Raw genomic sequence first — 18398 nt, forward strand, 5'->3', positions numbered from 1 at the left:
GTTTTTGCACATTACATTAGATAACGATAATTCTTAAATCATTTGCATACCATTCATGAAGTGTGAAATCGGTCACATTTTATGCAGAACAACAAGTGAATTTTTTAGAATGAAAACTAGATATGATTTTTATTATTTGAAGTCTTTTATCCTTATAACGGTTTTAGCATTAACGGCAACGAATCTTCAAGCAGCAAACAATCAGTTTACAAGTGTAATTGATCAACAGCGAGAAACCCTTGTTATTTCTATAAAAAAGGGCATTGTTGATGATGGAATTTCCAAACTGAGACAATTATTAGAAAGTAATCCAAATAACCAAAAACTTATCGCTGATTACTTGTTACTGTCTTTACAAAATAAACGAGACTTGGAAGAAGATCATCGGTGGTTAGCATATATCCATCCTGCTGAATTTCCAGCTTATGCTCAGATACCATTAATCAAAGCATATAGAGACAAAAAACAATTTTCGACTGCTTTAAATTTACTCGAACAATTTAAAAAAAATAATAACAGTACTGACTTAGAAATTTTAAAGGCGGTTCTACTGGCTGAGAATCAGCAAAAGCTTGAAGCAGCAAATCAGTTGAAAAAAATAGATATTGAGCTGCTAAATCAAGATCAGTTGAATCAATTGTCTTATGCATATCGAATCATTGATCAACCGATTCGTGCTTTAGCAGTCATTCAAAAAAACAATAGTGAGAGTATTAACGTTGCATCACAACAAGAATATCTAAATGTATTACTGGCTTTGGGATCGTACCAGCAAGCTTTAAAATTGATTGATAAAAACCCTGAACTCGATCTAACGCATACGCTAAGAAGACAGGCACTGTTGGGACAATTTTCTGAATCCATTAAAAATGCGATTAAGAATCAAAAACATTTAGCCTATCAAGGACAAGCAGATTCCCAAAGCTATGCACATCTCGATCAAATTTTAGAAAATGCTTCAGTTTTCGAGTCTGAGCTTAAACAGGATCCAAATATGTATCGTCGTTTTCGATATGAATACATTTATGGGCTGAGTTATCGGAGCCGTCATCGAGACGTATTGGCAGTAAATGATAATCTGGATTTACCGTTAACCGATATGCCTGCATACGTCAGGCATTCAATTGCAGATGCATACCTTGCAACGAAACAAGCTGCCAAAGCGGAGAAAGTTTATAAGTCGCTATTAACTGAAAAAAATTATGCGGATATGAATGTTTATACCTCTTTGTATTACGCACTGATTGAACAAGAGAAATATAAACAAGCCAATACTTTGATCAAAGACATTGATTCTAAAATGCCTACTTTCCAATACAGTCTGGCAAAAGGGGTTGATAAGCGTGTTCATCCTGAACGAAATGATTACGAAAATTTAAAAGCACTGTCGCTTGCCTATTCAAATCACTTGAATGATGCTGAAAATCTTTTAACTCGAAATATTGAACGTGCCCCGAACAATGAGGAAGTGATCAATAACCTCGTGCGCATTCAACGTTGGCGCGAAAAGCCTCAGCAGGCTGAACAGACATTAAACCGTTTAAATGGTATAGAGCCAAGATCCAAAAGTACGTCCATTAACCAAATGCAAAATCAACAAGCACTCGGTGATATTTCAGCTTGGCGTAATCAGACAATGCATTTAAGTCAACGCTATCCTACTGATACCAGTGTCATTAAAAGCCATAAAGAACTTGCAGATCGGGAACGTTTTTCTATTTCACATGATTCGCGTTTTTCAGAGAGTAAAGCCGATCAAAATCAGGTTTTAGAAACGTTGAAAGGGACAAAAGATGTTGAATCAACGACCCGTTTGAATTCGCCTTGGATGCATGATAACTATCGCGTTTTTACCCAGTATAAACACAGGATGGGCGATTATCGCGAAGGAAAAATCAGAGATGAACGTTTAGGTTTGGGTGGAGAGTGGGATTCGAAACAAAAGTCTATGTCGGTGATGTTGTCACAAGATTTAGATGGTGATGATTTGGGTTTCGATGCGAATTGGAATCATCGACTGGACGATCACTGGCGATATAACTTAGGTTTTTCAACTCAAGCAGACATCCCTTTACAAGCACTTAAACTGAATGAGGATGCACAGTCCTATACGGCGGGTTTATCTTGGCAAGCCAATGAATCAAAACAAGCTTCTTTACAGTATCAGGCAACAGATATTAGTGATGGAAATTTAAGACAAGAGTTAAGTGCACGATATCAGCAAAATATTTTTATGCAACCACATCATAAAACTCAGCTCGGATTATCCAGTTATTTAGGTCGCAATCGCTTAGACCAAACAGCTTATTTCAGCCCGAAAGAAAGTATCAGTGGTGCTATTGATTTTAATCACGATTGGTTGACTTGGCGTAAATATGAACAATCATTCACTCAACAATTTTCATTAACCACTGGATTCTATAAACAAACTGATTTTGATGCAGAGCCTGTGGTGGATATTCGTTATGGTCACCAGTGGCAACTCACGCGAACGTGGGGGCTTCAATACGGTGTTGGCTGGGGTATGCATCCCTACGATGGAGAGAAAGAAAAAAAATGGTATGGCCAGTTAGGTTTTGAAGGTAAATTCTGATGAAAAAAATAATAAAACTCAGCTCAATGGCTATAGCACTCGGGTTGTTTCATTCACCAAGTTTTGCGCAAATACAGTCTACCCAAAAATCTGATGATAGTAGTTTTATCGGTCTCACTTTTCATGATGTTCGTGATGACGTATTGAAACAGGGGGATAAAGATGTTTATGCCGTCAGTACACGAAATTTAGTACAGTTTTTTGAATGGATTAAACAATCTCAATGGCATCCGATCAGTTTGCGTGAGATCGCTGAAGCAAAGAAAAATGGTACAGCTTTGCCGGAAAATGCTGTGGTGATTAGTTTTGATGATGGTGCGCTGAGTGGCTATACCCATGTCTATCCTTTAGTTAAGCAGTACAACATTCCTGTTGTTTTTGCAATTGTGACCAGTTGGACCAATGGGAATACGCAAGCTGCTTATGAAGCGTATGGAAAAGGCAATTTAATGACTTGGGCACAAATGCGTGAGATGAAAAAGTCAGGTTTAGTTGAATTTGCCAGCCATTCTGATGATATGCACAAAGGTATATTGGCGAATCCACAAGGCAATCAGCAACCAGCTGCCTTAACACACCAATATTTTCCACATCTGAAACGCTATGAAACGGATGCTGAATATCAACAGCGCCTTTATCAGGATCTTAAAAAATCGAAAAATGTACTGAGTCAAGAGCTTGGAATTGATGCCTTGGCGATCATCTGGCCTTATGGTGCGGTTAATCCTGAAACAACCAAAATTGCGGCACAAGCAGGTTTTCCTTTGTCATTTAGTTTAGGTGTAGATACACCAAATAAAAAGAGTGATGCCATTTATCAGCGTGGATTGGTAATGAATAATCCAACGTCTGAGGATTTACATCAACAAATGACCGAGTTTGTAAAAACTCAACAATTTGAAAATTACAATCCAATTCGAGCTTTGACTGTTGATTTAAAACAATTCAAATCCGAAAACGTGGAGCAAGGTAATCAAATACTAGGCTTAGCACTAAATCAGGTTAGTGCTTTATCGACCAATATGATGATTCTGAAAGTGCTTAATGATGAGAACAAAGATGGTGTTTATGATCAGGCTTATTTTCCAACCACGCAGTTAAAATTAAACCAAGATGTGTTGAATCGGGTCGCTTGGCAGGCGAGAACGCGAGTATTCAATCGTGTAACTGCTCAACTACCGATTTATCCAGATCCAAGCAAGCCTTTATTGGTTGTCGATTTAGCGGAGGATTTGGTTAAAAATAATAAAGGTATCGATGGCATTATGCTGAATGCGGAAAATCGTTTGGCATGTGTTTTCCAAAACAAAGCAGTATTAGAAAGCAACTGTCAGTCGGATCTCAATGCTGTAACTGATTTAAGTGATGCTATTCAAAAGCGAATTTCTCCGTATTTAAATAGTAGTAATAGTCAAAAATTCTATTTACAGCTTAGCTACCCAGATACAGAGAGCCAATCACTTAAGTCAGTGGTTCATGCCTTAAACCATGATTTTTCATTAATCAATTTTGAAATAAACAGTTTAGAAAACCCTAAACGTTTAAAATCATTTATCGAACAATTAAAGAATTTCAGTGCTTTAGAGAAAACCAAACTGATGGTAACTCTTAATAATGACAACATTAAGAGTCAAAAAGAATGGCAACTCTTAAGTGAGCAATTACAACGCTTACAACGAGCAGGTATTCAAAAACTCGCTCTCTCTCACTATGATTTTGACAATGCTCAACAGGTTCATCGACATTTATATACACCGCTCAGCTTAAATCCGGGTGCATTATTGTATCGAGACCCATTTCAAATTGACTCAAAGCAAGGGGTTAAGAAATGAGTATTATTGATTTTATATTTTCATTTTCATTCCTATATCCACTGGTGATGGCATGGACATGGATGATCGGTGGAGTTTGGTTTTTCTTTAAATATGAGTTTAAAGAAAGAGCCTTGCCAGAGCCGAGTGAGGAAGGGGCAAGTATTATTATTCCTTGCTTCAATGAAGATGAGCAAGTCAGAGAAACTATTCGTTATGCCTTGCAGACTCAATATCCTAACTTTGAGGTGATTGCTGTTAATGACGGTAGTTCGGATCAGACTGGAGCTATTTTAGATGAAATGGTGAAAGAGCATGAACAATTACGTGTCATACATCTTGCCAATAATCAGGGTAAAGCTTATGCATTACGTTCAGGTGCAATGCTCAGCCGTTATGAATATCTGATTTGTATTGATGGTGATGCCTTATTACATCCGCATGCCGTGTTATGGATGATGCACCATTTGCTGAATTTTGGTCATGTGGGTGCAGTGACAGGTAATCCAAGAATTCTAAATCGTTCGAGTATTCTAGGTAAATTACAAGTTGGCGAGTTTTCTTCGATTATTGGGCTGATCAAACGTGCACAACGAACCTATGGTCGTATCTTTACCGTATCAGGTGTCATCGCAGGTTTTCGTAAAACAGCTTTGGAGCGTGTAGGATTTTGGTCTCCTGATAAAATTACTGAAGATATTGATATCTCTTGGAAAATCCAGATTGATAACTGGAAAATTCACTATGTGCCAAATGCACTTTGCTACATCTACATGCCAGAAACTTTTTCAGGACTGTGGAAGCAAAGGGTTCGCTGGGCACAGGGCGGTGTAGAAGTCCTCAAAACCTACCTACCTAAAATGTTCAGTTTTAAAATGATAGGGATGTGGCCAGTTGCAATTGAATGCATGCTGAGTGTGATCTGGTCTTATCTGATTCTACTGATTGTATTTTTATTCCTGACCGGTTTGTTTATCGACTATCCAGCCTCATGGCAAATTAAATCATTAATGCCGCAATGGTACGGCGTGATTTTGGCCATTACTTGTCTTATTCAGTTTTTCATTAGTCTTTGGATTGATAAGCGCTATGACGATGGACGTTTTTTTAGAAATTATTTTTGGGTGATTTGGTATCCGATTTTTTTCTGGGTGCTTTCAGTGATGACGACTGTGGTTGCTGTTCCTAAAGCACTTTTTAATCGAAATAAACGAGCGAGATGGGTAAGTCCGGATCGCGGGTTTAAAGGAGAATAACAAATGAATGAAATGAAACCGAAATATGGTTTATCTCAGGATAGAGATTTAGATTTACCTCAATATATCGATCAGTCGAAATTTGTGAAAAATAAGCAAGGTCATTATTTACTGCAATTTACGGGTTGGGCATTTTGGAGCTTTCTGTTTGTTCCATTGTTAACTTTAATATTATGGTTATATCAAGGTAATTTAATTAGAAATTATATCTTCGCAGAAGAGTTTGATATTCAATTACATAATATTATGTGGTTAGCTGTTCTGGTTGTATGTTTTGGTGCCACATTATTGTTGTGGGCAAGCTTCAATTGGATCAGATTTAGAAAACAACATGTGATAAAAGCGGTAATTAACGTGAATAATGCGATGTTGGCGAAATATCTCACCATCAGTCCACGCGAACTTGAAGATATGAAAACTTCAAAACGTATAGTACTTCACTATGACGAAAATGGTGAACTATATGACTATCAAATGAATCGTAAATATTACTTTTAAGTCAAAAGTAATTTGAAATTCTTCAAATATCCAAAAAGAAGTAATAAAGAAGGAGCAAATTTGCTCCTTTTTTTAAGTGATAATGTTATTGAACACTAGCTAGATAGGGTTAAAAGCTACCCCATAATTCTAAGACTACTCGTCATAGGTATGCACGATAATATCGACTAAATGTTCAATCCCTTCCATACTTTGAATCGCTTCTTCTGTAATTTTTACCACAGGCCACGTAATCAGTTTGCAATTACTACTTTGCAGTGCTGGATAATAAGTATCAGACTTTAAAAATACTTTTCGTTCAGACGCTGAGTTCGGCATGAGTTGACGGCGCAACCACACATCACTGACTTGAGATTCTAAATAACGAATCGCCAGCAAAGATTTCACCCGATGGTTAAATAAACGTCTATTCTTCACTAAAAGCGGATGTGAAATTAAGCGTTGAATCCCTTTTTCTGTGTGAGGCAAAATAAAGTAGGGTCGAATTTGAAATACTTTAACAAATGTAGCTCGTTGACAGATCTGATCTAAATGCGTTACAGACAGTTGATTTGCACCAATGATCGCCACGCGTAAACCTGAAAAATCAGTTTGCTTGATTTCAGAAGCAGAGATCAACTTCCCTTTAAATTTCTGAAAGTGCTCTGGTGAATTTTCAAAAAAAACGTCCTTGTTTTTCATTTTTTCCTTATTCATATAGATACCTAATTATTGTTTTAGCTAACGGCTTTTGGTTCTGCAGTTAATTCATATATCCAAGTTGGGACTTTAGGTAAAGATTTTTCTGGGATCTTATCAGTCACTTTTACCATCGCATCGATAGGCATATGGAACCATTTTTTATTGCGATCTACTACGTTCTTACCATGGAATTGAATGATTTGGAACCATGGATTACGACGACCTTCGACTGTACGACCTCCAATACGAGAAAACTTATTCATTGCTGCATAAAGTTTCTCTTCAGGTAATCCTAGCTTAATGACATTATCTCGCATCTTATTGATTAACGGTAAGTAAGCCAAAATACCTAACAGCATACGTGGATCTACAGCACGGGCAGCCATCTGTGCAAGCTCGATCATGGTCTTGTTGACGCCCTGTGCTTCCATCACACTAAAGCCAACACCTAAATGACGTGCTTCATCTCCGTTGATGAGTTCGAAGGCTTGGTGGCATACAGGGTCATCAACTGTATCCAGTAGGAACGTACACAGTGCGCCATCGAGTGCAACTTCAAGCATTGGAATCACCGCACCCAAAATATAAAACGGCATGTCATCTGCATAGGTGTCTAACCATTCGATGATTAATCGTAAGTTTTTATTGGGTTTTGGAATATCACCATCCAGCATGCCCCAGCGTTTCATCAGTGCCATTTCAGCATTGGCATGACGTTGTTCTTCAGCATGGAAAATCGCATACATTTCACGAAGCGTGTCTGTTGGTGCTTTTTTAGACATGGCTGAAAATGCACGAGCTCCGACATGCTCAATCCACATCAAATCTGCCATAAAGTCTTTTAATTTTGGCCATTGTTCAGCAGTAATTAACTCACGACCTGGTGCATCCCAGTCAATGTCAGAGAGTGTCCATTGTGTGTTTTTAACTTTTTCAAGCATTTTATCAAGATCGATTGAAGCCATGATCATTCCATCATATTTTTTTAATGCTTCAATTTTACTATTCCATCATGTGACAAAGTTTGCATAAAATATAAATGTGAACTGATTATTTATGCCATATAGATAAAGTCATGATTTCAATAATGAAAATAAAAGGCATCATGCGATTATTTTTTATAGGGTGTCATTTGGGGACAAACAGCTGTCATTTGAAAATAAAAATTGTCTAACAATAATGATGTAGCATTTAAAATGGTATCAGTGACTGATTGAAAATGGTTTTTTTATGAGCGTAAATTGAGGTATGAGGAACTTCTAAGTAGGCGATATTCATGAATTTAAATGAACTTGAGAGCGGTTTGTTTTCTCAAGTTCATATATCGTTAAGGATTTGAATTGTCATGATTGAATGGATCATTTGAAAGTGGGTTCGAAATTTCTGGTGTAACAGTAATTAAACGCAGGTATTCTAAGTCACGTACATTCTTTTGTACTGCGACAGCACCAAATAAACTGAGTAGAAAGGCCATCATATAAAAGCCTTTTTCACTGAGTAATAATGTGGCATTAAATAAACCAATGCCTAAAAGCGCTATACAAATCGCCAGCGAAGCCCAACAGAGTGCTAAATAAATCGGGGTGACATTTAGTCCTTCTAATTTATCTCGAACCACTTTTTGCAATGAAACAGCAGAAAACAAACCATATAAAATAATGACTAAATAATAGCCTTTTTCATTTAATGCCATTTGCGCATTGAATAGGCCAACACAGTACGCTGCGAGTCCAGCAATGAGTGCGACCCAACTGACTGCAATGAACGCTGAAGAGGGTTCGTTAATGTATTGCTGCATATTTTTCTCTGTATTCTTTATTATCATGCTTATTTTTATAGTTTATTTTGTACAGAAAAGCTATTAAAAGGAATTTTTAAAACTTCGATCTAATCATTTATTTTAATGATTTCAATGGAATATGGGTCATTAAAAAGCCTAATAACATTAGGCTTTAAAGTTTAATGAATGTTTATTGTACCCATTAGTGACTTTGATTTTTGATTTGCATCAATAAGTCAAAGTTGTATTTACGTTTTTCCGTGTCGTAAATATCACAAGTAAAAATAAACTCATCGACATCATAAGGTACAAGCAGTTGTTCTAAACTTTGCTTGATCGTTTCAGGCGAACCGATTTGAGCCATAGCGTAGAAATTATCCACTGATATTTTTTCAGCAGGTGACCACAACGCATTCATATCTTGAACTGGCGCTTTAAGTTTGAGGCTTTGTCCGCGCATGAGACCCAATACACGTTGATATGCACTGGTCGCTAAATACGCTGCTTCCTCATCAGAATCTGCAATAACAGTCGGAACACCCATCGATACATAAGGTTGATCTAAATATTCAGATGGCTCAAAGTTCTCGCGGTACAGTTGAATCGCTTGCCCTAACATTCGCGGTGCAAAATGCGATGCAAATGAATAAGGTAATCCCAATTTTGCTGCAAGCTGAGCGCTGAATAGACTGGATCCAAGTAACCAGACTGGAACGTGAGTACCTTGACCAGGAGTGGCTGTAATTCTTTGATTCGGTTGAGCATCATCAAAATAGCTCAGAATTTCTAAAACATCTCTAGGAAATTGATCTTCAGTTTCTTGATGTCCACGGCGTAAAGCACGCATGGTATGTTGATCCGTGCCTGGCGCTCGACCCAGTCCAAGTTCAACGCGATTTGGATACAGCGTTGCAAGCGTACCAAACTGTTCAGCAACGACTAATGGAGCATGGTTAGGCAGCATAATGCCACCTGATCCCACTTTGATAGATTGCGTATTCGCTAGAATATAACCCAATAAAACCGCCGTTGCTGAGCTGGCAATCCCATCCATGTTGTGATGTTCAGCCAACCACAAACGGTCATAGCCTAATTTTTCAATATGTTGAGCCAGATCTAAAGCATGCTTAAGTGAAAACTCGACACTTTTGTCATCTCTGACAGGCGCGAGTTCTAATACTGAGAATTTAATATCTTTTAAAGTGCGCATATAAATGCTCTTATTCAGAGGATGTTTAAATCATACGATTAGATGACGATTTTGTATATCGAATAAATACGATATATTGTGAATTTAAGTTATGCTCAATTCATCTTAATCTATGGAAATAGGGTTAATCATGCGCAGGTTTAAACTTTAACTTGAAGTTATAAACTAAAAAAAGCACCCGAAGGTGCTTAAATATGATTATCGCTAAGAGATTAAACAGAAGTACGCTTAGCGTTTCCCATTTTTGTACCAACCTAAATGACGACCATTGTCCCCACGGTTGCTCCGATAATCACGATCATTGTAGCGATAGTTATTGGTGCGATAGCCACCACGATCACTGCGGTCATAACGGTTGTTATAGCGATTATCTCGGTTATCGTCACGATCATCATAGCGGCGGTCTTCTGACACTTTTTTACCTAGTACAGAACCACCTGCAGAACCCACAGCGGCACCGGCATATCCGCCATTCGTGCCACCCATGTTTTTACCGACGGTATAGCCACCTACACCACCTAGAGCCGCACCAATGGCTGCACCATTACGATCTTTCTTACTTGCAGAAGCAGCGGCACCGCCCGCACCACCCAGTGCAGAACCGATCATTGCACCTGTTGAACCACCCATTTGTTGACCAATTGCAGCACCAACGACACCACCGAGTGCTGAGCTGAGCGCAACACGAGTATTGCTATTCGCCTGAGCTGTAGACATTGTCACCACTGAAGTTACGATGACAGCACCAAAGAGTAATTTATTGATTTTCATTTTTGACTCCTTACGAAGCGCGTTGTTTAACTGTTAAATTGAATATAGGGATAAAGCGGAAATACAGCATGAAGGCATCGTTTTTGAATTGTATTTTTTTCTTCGTAATTTCTTCATATTTTCTTGTTCATATTTTCTTGGTTGTTCTATGTGATTTGAATAGTCATTCAATTTTGCAAATTTTTTAACTTCAGTTTGAAATGCTGAACTTCTGTACTGAAATTGACGTGAGAAAACTAGGGCGTGTTGACATTTGCTGTTCAAAAAATATTTTCACATCAATTAAAAATCATTATAACAACGGCTGAATCATGATTAAATAAAGTGTATGGATTTTGGAGCTAGAATGGGTTATTCAAAAATAAGTTTATTTTTATAACTACATTCTTCTCACCACGCTGTTGTTGAGTTTGATCAATTCAGGGCAATCTCACCTTAGATCTTATATTGTTTATTTATTTGTCATGCGATCTTGATTTCAATAAAGTTGAATACTACAGGATATAAAAAAGCACCCGAAGGTGCTTGATTGACATCACATTTGAATTAATGACGACGATTACGTTTTTTCTTCCATTTGCGATCTTGGCGTGAATCAGCTGCTTTGTCTTTAGAAATCTTGTTACCAAGCGCAGCACCACCCGCAGCACCTAGAGCAGAACCGATGTAACCACCGTTTGAACCGCCCATGTTTTTACCTACGGTATAACCTGCACCACCACCAAGGGCACCACCGATTGCAGATTCAGTACGGTTACGCTTATTACTTGCAACTGCAGCACCACCAGCACCACCTAGAGCGGCACCAATGGTCGCACCTGTATTACCACCCATGTTTTTCCCTAGAGCTGTACCTGCAACACTGCCTAATGCACTTGCTGCAGCTACACGAGCTGTACTGTCTGCATAAGTGTTCGCAGCCATTAAAGATGAAGCTGCTAATGTTGCACTGATTAAAATAGCATTCAATTTCATGGTTCACTCCATGTCCAAGATCTGGACTTCATTCATATTTATTTCGATGAAGCAAATTTAACAAAAAGTTCAGCTCAAAATGTGTAGATGCAAAGCCAGAGTTTTACAGTTTGGTAGCGCATTGTTGTGTTTATATTACAACTGAATATTTTCTAGGCTGAAAATAGCGCAATAAGAACAAATTATGGAGAGACGACTATTTCCCCAAAGTCGAATACACATCTTAAATTCCCAATTTAAAGTCATCACTGTTGGTAAATACTTTAGAAAATGACATATATATGTCTTTTGGGGCTTAGACTCGTTAAACTATTGCTAATTTAGAATTCGCTTGATCTGACTTATTTTAAAGTCAGATCGAGTCTTAGCTTGAGATCTTATTTAAAATGAAAGAATCGTTACGTTTACGATTAGACCAACTTTGTGATCGTCATGAAGAATTAGAAGCGTTACTGGCTGATGTAGAAGTAATTTCGGACAATAAACGGTTTCGTAACTTGTCACGTGAGCATAGTGACTTAAGTGAAATCACCTCAGTATGGAAAAAATACACTCAAGCAGAACAAGATATTGAAACTGCTGAAGCCATGCTTTCAGATCCTGATTTTAAAGAAATGGCGCAAGAAGAAATTAAAGACAATAAGGCTTTAATCGAAGCGCTTGAGGCTGATTTAAACATCTTGATGATTCCTAAAGATCCTAACGATGCCAATTCAGCTTATTTAGAAGTGCGTGCGGGAACAGGCGGTGATGAAGCTGCCATTTTCTCGGGTGACTTGTATCGCATGTACAGTAAATATGCTGAATCGCAAGGTTGGCGTATTGAAGTGCTTTCTGAAAATGAAGGTGAACATGGCGGTTATAAAGAAGTGATTTGCTTAGTCAGTGGGGAAGGTGTTTATGGTCGCTTGAAGTTTGAAAGTGGTGCGCACCGTGTTCAACGCGTGCCTGCAACTGAATCTCAAGGTCGCGTACATACTTCAGCATGTACAGTGGCGATCTTACCTGAAGTTGATGTAGATACCACAGTTGATATTAATCCTTCAGATTTACGTATTGACACTTATCGCGCATCTGGTGCAGGTGGTCAGCATATTAACAAAACAGATTCGGCGGTTCGTATTACCCATTTACCGACAGGTACAGTGGTTGAATGTCAAGATGAGCGTTCACAGCATAAGAACAAAGCTAAGGCTCTGGCTTTATTGGCATCTCGTTTGGAAAATGCAAAACGTGCAGCTGCCGATGCGGCAACATCTGAAATGCGTCGTGACTTGGTGGGTTCGGGTGATCGTTCGGAACGTATTCGTACTTATAATTATCCTCAAGGTCGTATGACCGATCACCGTATCAACTTAACTTTGTATAAGTTGGATGCAGTAATGGAAGGTGATTTAACTGAACTCTTGGACAGCTTACATCGTGAATATCAAGCAGATCAGTTGGCAATGCTCGCTCAGCAGAATGGTGGTTAAGTGAATATTGCACAGGCATTGGCTTTACGTGGTGAAGCGGAAAGTTATGAACGCCAAGAAAATGCTTGGTTACTTGAACACATCACCAAAATTGATTCTTTTGACCTCACTATGAAAAAGGATCAAGAATTAACAGCTGAACAAGAACAGAACTATGTTGATTCACTCAAACGTATTGAAGCAGGTGAGCCTTTAGCCTATGTGACGGGTTCGCAGCCATTTTGGACACTGGATTTAAAAGTAACGAAAGATACTTTGGTGCCACGTCCTGATACTGAAATCTTGGTTGAAACGGTACTACATTTGGACTTACCTGAGGATGCACGTGTTGTGGATTTAGGGACTGGTACGGGTGCAATTGCATTATCACTTGCCAGTGAACGCCCTGATTGGGATGTAACCGCAACTGATATTTATGCGCCGACACTTGAAGTGGCGCAATACAATGCAGAACAGCATGATTTAAACCATGTAAAATTTGCCTTAGGTAGTTGGTATAAAGCATTAAAACCCAATCAGTTTTTTGATGTGATTGTTTCAAATCCACCGTACATTGATGCGGATGATAAGCATATGCCAAAGTTAGCCACTGAGCCACGTCGTGCTTTGGTTGCTGATAAACATGGAATGGCAGATATTGAGCTGATTATCCAACATGGTAAAAAGCAATTAACTGCGAAAGGTTGGATTGCACTTGAACATGGTTATGATCAAGGAGAAGCGGTTCAACAGGTCTTTAAAAAGTATGGATTTAAGAAAATTCGTACAGTCAAAGACTATGGTGGTAATGATCGTGTGACTTTAGGTCAATGGCCGAATTAAACCACGATTTTCAAATAAAAAAGCGACTTAAATAGTCGCTTTTTTATGAGTTATGTTGAATAGATGAGTATATGAAATTACATCGGATAATCTATTAGACATTCTGAAACTTCAACTTGATCTAAAGCATTGGTTTCAAGTGCTAAGCAGAGTGCAACGACTTTAGCCGTATCGTGAAGATTGTCTTGATTGAGTGCATCACCAGATTGAATGGCTTGAATATTTTCAGGGCTAATATCTAGAGCATGTGCAAACTCTAAAGCATCATGGTCAATAAAAAAGGCAGAAATTGCATTTTGAAGTTGCAACTCAGATGCATTCAAAATAGCTTGATTCAGTAATTCATCTGCTTCTACATTTGCAAGTGATGAAGATGATGGCGAAGTTAAGGCGTGAGTAACGTGTTGAACGAGATGCTGTTCAAGTACATCAGAGATTTTAAGCATGTTTAGACCTTTAACGGATTAAACGAGGGAGAGGATGTAGGTTGCATCATATGCAAAATTTGAGTGAAAAATAATCTATTTAATCTGGTGATGCAATCTTATTCAGATGAATGTAAATGTATTATTTGATGTTTAATTGAACAATTTTTAAATAATGTTTTTTAAAATAAAATAGTTAAATGAAATTGAAGCTAAGTGACTGTTCAGTCTAATGTTCTTGTAAGTTTCGATAAGCCCCTGGACTGACACCAGTCCATTTTTTAAAGGCACGGTGAAACGCACTTGGATCATGAAAATCCAGTTCATCACTGATCTGTTGCAGGGAAAGATCAGTTTGTGTGAGTAATTCAATGGCAATATCTCGGCGTATTTCATTCTTGAGTTGTTGGTAACTCATTGCTTCAGCTTTTAAACGTCGTTGGAATGTGGCTTCAGAAAAGTTGAGTTGTTTGGCTAAATCATGAATTTCAAGCCATTCTGAAGGTGGATTATTGATAAGCTGTTTGCGAATAATGGTGCTGATTGCATTGGGGTTTTTATATCGAACCAATAGATTATAAGGCGTTTGCTTTATAAAGTTTGACCAAGATTGATGATCTTGCTTAATTGAAATATTGAGATAATTTGCATCAAACTGAATGTAATTTTCATCACATTGATATTTAATTTGCTCGCAAAATCTAAACTTATAATCTCGATCATCTAAAGGCATTGGGCATTTCAATTGAATTTGATTAATAATGACTCTTTGACCAGAGAGCCAACACATTAAGCTATGGATCAGCATGATGTAAGTGGCATAGCTAAACATAGGTTTTATGGTTTTAACATCCTTGATCACAATGTATGCATAATTTTCCTGCACTAATAACTGACTTTGAAAATCGTCGAGAATGCTATTAAAAAATTGTGTGATGTGCTGTGTTGCTCTACGCAAATTCTCACTATGAATCAGCATTTGAGAAAGCAGTTTAAAACTACCTCGTCGCATCGGGTGATGATCCATGCCAAAAAATTCATCATTCAGTTGATTGGCAAGTTCTATCCATAATCGTCCAAAAGAGTCGATCGACACACGTGATTTGGGAGCATCTAATAATTCAAGTGGAATTCCAACTTTCTGCAAAATCATATAGATATCACAATCCGCATTTTTAACCGCAGAGATGACTTCGTTCACTAAGCTGATCGAGATGGTGCCTTTGTGTAATTCAATTGATTGATTATTTTGCTTAAAATCCATTATGTTGTTCTACGTTTAGAATTGTCCAAATGCATCAAACAGGATGCAACTTTTGGAAATTGTACTCAAGCTTGACTATGTTTACTCTGCGTCTTAAGTCGAGTGTAGATTAAAGTGAACAGTGTTGATCTATGCGATCTTTAAAACATAATGATCACATACAAACAAAATGCTCAAAAAATACTGAAATGCAAGGATAAAAAATGAAGATTCAAGGAAAAGTTTTTGTAGTGACTGGCGGTGCTTCTGGCTTAGGCGCGGCAACAGCGACGCACTTGGTTGGTCAAGGTGCGAAAGTGATTATGGTGGATATGAACCAAGAGCTTGGCAAGGAAATGCAAAAGCGTTTGGGTGAACATGCTCACTTTATTCAATTAGATGTCACCGATGAAAACGCAGTAGAAAGTTTCTTCAAGCAGGTTGAGCAAGACTATGGCCAGTTAAATGGTTTAATCAACTGTGCAGGCATTGGCCCTTCGGCAAAAGTGCTCGGACGTGATGGTATCCATGAATTGGCATTGTTCCAAAAAGTACTCAATATCAATGTGACGGGTACATTTAATATGCTACGTTTTGCCGCACAATTGATTGCGAAATATGAGTTGCAAGTCGGTGAGGAAGAGCGAGGAGTGATTGTAAATACAGCTTCTGTTGCTGCATTTGACGGTCAGATTGGTCAGTCTGCATATTCGGCTTCCAAAGGTGCCGTTGTAGCCATGACCTTACCTTTAGCGCGTGAATTAGCACGTGAAAAAATTCGTGTGATGACGATTGCACCGGGCATTATGGAAACACCCATGTTGAAAGGGATGCCTCAAAATGTTCAGGATTCTTTAGGGCAAATGGTACCGTTTCCGCCACGTTTAGCGCGTCCTGAAGAGTTTGCACATTTGGTGGGGCATATTTGTGAAAATGCTTATCTAAATGGTGAGGTGATACGTTTGGATGGCGCAATTCGAATGGCTGCAAAGTAAAAAAATTAACTTTCATTGCGTCGGTGTCTGTACTTTATTAGTTAGATTACACCCTATTTTAATTGTTACTTTTGTTTCGGCAAAAGTAACCAAAACCATTGTCATTTGCAAAACTCGTTAAATATTTTTTACCAAACTAAAAAATCGCAGAAACTTTAGAGTCGAACTGCATCAGTCTCGAACAGTTGCAAATGACTTTTCCGCGTATCAAATACTGTATTAAAAATATAACTCTATTGAAAATAACCTGACCCTGAGAAGGAAACTCAAATGATTTTAAATGATGAACAAAAAATGGTTCAGGACATGATGCGCAATTATTCACAGGCAAAGTTAAAGCCTACTGCGCCAGAGCGAGATAAATCGCATCGTTTCCCACATGACGAATTAAAAGAATTAGGCGAGTTGGGTGCTTTGGGCATGACTGTGCCTGTAGAGTGGAACGGTGCAGGTTTAGATTATATTTCTCTGGTTTTAGCACTGGAAGAAATCGCTGCAGGTGATGGTGCAATTTCAACCATTGTCAGTGTTCAGAACTCATTGCCTTGTGGCATCACTTTAAAATATGGCTCAGAAGCGCAAAAAGAAAAATATTTGAAGAAATTGGCAACAGGCGAGTGGCTAGGCTGTTTTTGTTTGACTGAGCCTCAAGCGGGTTCAGATGCAGGTGCATTACAGTGTACTGCGCGTAGAGAGGGTGATCATTGGGTATTAAATGGAACCAAGCAATTTATTACCACAATTATTTAACGGGTGATACCGTTAAATTGAATGAGTTAGGTAGAGTGGATTTTGTGGGGCGTGTAGACGATGTCATTACAACGTCAGGCTATCGTATAGGTCCTTTTGATGTTTAGAGCACTTTACTGGAGTGTAATGAGGTGTTGGAGTCTGCTGTGATTGGTAAGCCTGACCCTGAGCGTACCGAAATTGTGAAGGCTTTTGTGGTGCTAAAACCTCAATTTAAACCTGATCAAGCTTTGGCAGATAAGCTTCAATCTTATGTAAAAACGCAGTTATCTAAACATGCCTATCCGAAAGAAGTGAAGTTTGTCGATGCTTTGCCTAGAACGTCGAGTGGTAAAATTCAGGGGAATTTGTTGAAACAACAAGAGATTGCTAAGATGGAAGGCATACAAAAAGTGAGCTAGATGAATTCAATGATCATCCTATTATAAACTTTGCAGTTTTACTTTGATGATAATTTTACAACCATTAAGTTTTCTGTTTGCACTCGTCAATACCATTAATGATATAAACATTTTCAATAACCCATTTATTTATATCATCATAGGTAAATTTATAACCTGAAGCGGAGTATTCGGTATTTTGGGTTGGATATAAAATGGATAAACGATTAGACCTCTTGCGAAAGTAAAAACTATCCCCATATAAATGTCATGAGATATCAGAAATTAAACCATTTTTCAGATTCTGAATTCAAACGCTTGGTTGGCGTACCTCGGCAAGTTTTTACTGAAATGGTCGAGGTTTTAGCAAAAGCAGAATCACTTAAAAAGAAATCAGGGCGTCCTCATACATTAGCGCTTGAGGATCAATTGTTGTTAACGCTCAATTACTTAAGAAACTACAACACTCAGCTAGAATTGGCGGCGCATTATCATATTGCTGAGAGTAACGTGAATCGAACCATAAAAAAGGTTGAGGATGCGTTGATGAAATCAAGGCGTTTTACGCTTCCAAAACGATCTATCACCACAGCAGATGAACACTTTAATTGGGTTATTATTGATGCAACAGAATGTTCAATAGAACGTCCCCAAAAAAAATCAGAGTAAGTTTTACAGTGGTAAAAAGAAGAAACATACGCTCAAAGCGCAAGTGATCTATCATCCAAAGAGC

At 38.2% G+C, this 18398-nt stretch carries 15 protein-coding genes and 3 pseudogenes; 10 read left to right on the top strand and 8 right to left on the bottom strand.

What is annotated here, in order from left to right; translation table 11 throughout:
* The first annotated feature begins 109 nt into the window (after positions 1–109).
* From pgaA to pgaD, 4 genes are read left to right on the top strand one after another with little or no spacing between them, the layout of a single operon-like run.
* On the top strand, positions 110–2593 hold the full coding sequence (gene pgaA / locus AC5YD2_RS13220) for a poly-beta-1,6 N-acetyl-D-glucosamine export porin PgaA (protein ID WP_496126783.1): 2484 nt from the start codon (positions 110–112) through the stop codon (positions 2591–2593).
* Positions 2593–4425 carry a poly-beta-1,6-N-acetyl-D-glucosamine N-deacetylase PgaB gene (gene pgaB / locus AC5YD2_RS13225; RefSeq protein ID WP_496126784.1) on the top strand — a complete coding sequence of 611 codons (1833 nt, stop codon included), beginning with the start codon at positions 2593–2595 and terminating at the stop codon, positions 4423–4425. The genes pgaA and pgaB overlap by 1 nt, the downstream gene beginning before the upstream one ends.
* Positions 4422–5660: a poly-beta-1,6-N-acetyl-D-glucosamine synthase gene (gene pgaC, locus AC5YD2_RS13230; protein WP_496126785.1), complete on the top strand. Its 1239-nt coding sequence runs from the start codon at positions 4422–4424 to the stop codon at positions 5658–5660. The genes pgaB and pgaC overlap by 4 nt, the downstream gene beginning before the upstream one ends.
* 3 nt (positions 5661–5663) lie before the next feature.
* Positions 5664–6158, top strand: a complete 495-nt coding sequence (pgaD, locus tag AC5YD2_RS13235; protein WP_496126786.1) for a poly-beta-1,6-N-acetyl-D-glucosamine biosynthesis protein PgaD — start codon at positions 5664–5666, stop codon at positions 6156–6158.
* Between the two features lie 135 nt (positions 6159–6293).
* Here pgaD and AC5YD2_RS13240 read toward each other — a convergent pair whose 3' ends face one another.
* From AC5YD2_RS13240 to AC5YD2_RS13265, 6 genes are all read right to left on the bottom strand, one after another.
* Complete coding sequence (locus tag AC5YD2_RS13240; protein ID WP_496126787.1) at positions 6294–6854, bottom strand: NAD(P)/FAD-dependent oxidoreductase; 561 nt, start codon at positions 6852–6854, stop codon at positions 6294–6296.
* Between the two features lie 20 nt (positions 6855–6874).
* Positions 6875–7804 carry a ferritin-like domain-containing protein gene (locus AC5YD2_RS13245; RefSeq protein WP_496126788.1) on the bottom strand — a complete coding sequence of 310 codons (930 nt, stop codon included), beginning with the start codon at positions 7802–7804 and terminating at the stop codon, positions 6875–6877.
* Between the two features lie 362 nt (positions 7805–8166).
* Positions 8167–8637: an inner membrane protein YiaA gene (yiaA, locus tag AC5YD2_RS13250; protein ID WP_496126789.1), complete on the bottom strand. Its 471-nt coding sequence runs from the start codon at positions 8635–8637 to the stop codon at positions 8167–8169.
* Between the two features lie 184 nt (positions 8638–8821).
* Positions 8822–9829, bottom strand: coding sequence for an LLM class flavin-dependent oxidoreductase (locus AC5YD2_RS13255; RefSeq protein ID WP_496126790.1), 1008 nt, complete (start codon positions 9827–9829; stop codon positions 8822–8824).
* 228 nt (positions 9830–10057) lie between these two features.
* Positions 10058–10600, bottom strand: coding sequence for a hypothetical protein (locus tag AC5YD2_RS13260; protein WP_496126791.1), 543 nt, complete (start codon positions 10598–10600; stop codon positions 10058–10060).
* 546 nt (positions 10601–11146) lie between these two features.
* Positions 11147–11575, bottom strand: coding sequence for a glycine zipper domain-containing protein (locus AC5YD2_RS13265; protein ID WP_496126792.1), 429 nt, complete (start codon positions 11573–11575; stop codon positions 11147–11149).
* Positions 11576–11961: 386 nt separating this feature from the next.
* Here AC5YD2_RS13265 and prfA point away from each other — a divergent pair, with 386 nt between their 5' ends.
* Complete coding sequence (prfA, locus tag AC5YD2_RS13270) at positions 11962–13050, top strand: peptide chain release factor 1 (protein ID WP_496126793.1); 1089 nt, start codon at positions 11962–11964, stop codon at positions 13048–13050.
* Positions 13051–13872 carry a peptide chain release factor N(5)-glutamine methyltransferase gene (gene prmC, locus AC5YD2_RS13275; RefSeq protein WP_496126794.1) on the top strand — a complete coding sequence of 274 codons (822 nt, stop codon included), beginning with the start codon at positions 13051–13053 and terminating at the stop codon, positions 13870–13872. It abuts the gene before it with no gap.
* A 77-nt stretch (positions 13873–13949) separates the two neighbouring features.
* On the opposite strand, the gene AC5YD2_RS13280 is transcribed toward prmC, so the two are convergent.
* Together AC5YD2_RS13280 and AC5YD2_RS13285 are read right to left on the bottom strand one after the other, a co-directional pair.
* Positions 13950–14318, bottom strand: coding sequence for a hypothetical protein (locus AC5YD2_RS13280; RefSeq protein WP_496126795.1), 369 nt, complete (start codon positions 14316–14318; stop codon positions 13950–13952).
* Positions 14319–14526: 208 nt separating this feature from the next.
* Positions 14527–15561 carry a helix-turn-helix domain-containing protein gene (locus tag AC5YD2_RS13285; protein ID WP_496126796.1) on the bottom strand — a complete coding sequence of 345 codons (1035 nt, stop codon included), beginning with the start codon at positions 15559–15561 and terminating at the stop codon, positions 14527–14529.
* 203 nt (positions 15562–15764) lie between these two features.
* Here AC5YD2_RS13285 and AC5YD2_RS13290 point away from each other — a divergent pair, with 203 nt between their 5' ends.
* The 4 genes and pseudogenes from AC5YD2_RS13290 to AC5YD2_RS13305 all read left to right on the top strand — a co-directional run.
* Positions 15765–16535 (top strand): 3-hydroxyacyl-CoA dehydrogenase, encoded by a 771-nt coding sequence (locus AC5YD2_RS13290; protein ID WP_496126797.1) that lies wholly within the window; start codon positions 15765–15767, stop codon positions 16533–16535.
* A 270-nt stretch (positions 16536–16805) separates the two neighbouring features.
* Positions 16806–17276: pseudogene (locus tag AC5YD2_RS13295) on the top strand (acyl-CoA dehydrogenase family protein); the annotation flags it as partial.
* 2 nt (positions 17277–17278) lie between these two features.
* Positions 17279–17686 (top strand): annotated as a pseudogene (locus AC5YD2_RS13300) (AMP-binding enzyme); the annotation flags it as partial.
* A 249-nt stretch (positions 17687–17935) separates the two neighbouring features.
* A pseudogene (locus AC5YD2_RS13305) lies at positions 17936–18398 on the top strand (transposase family protein); the annotation flags it as partial.

It is taken from the genome of Acinetobacter sp. CY73, assembly GCF_059515865.1.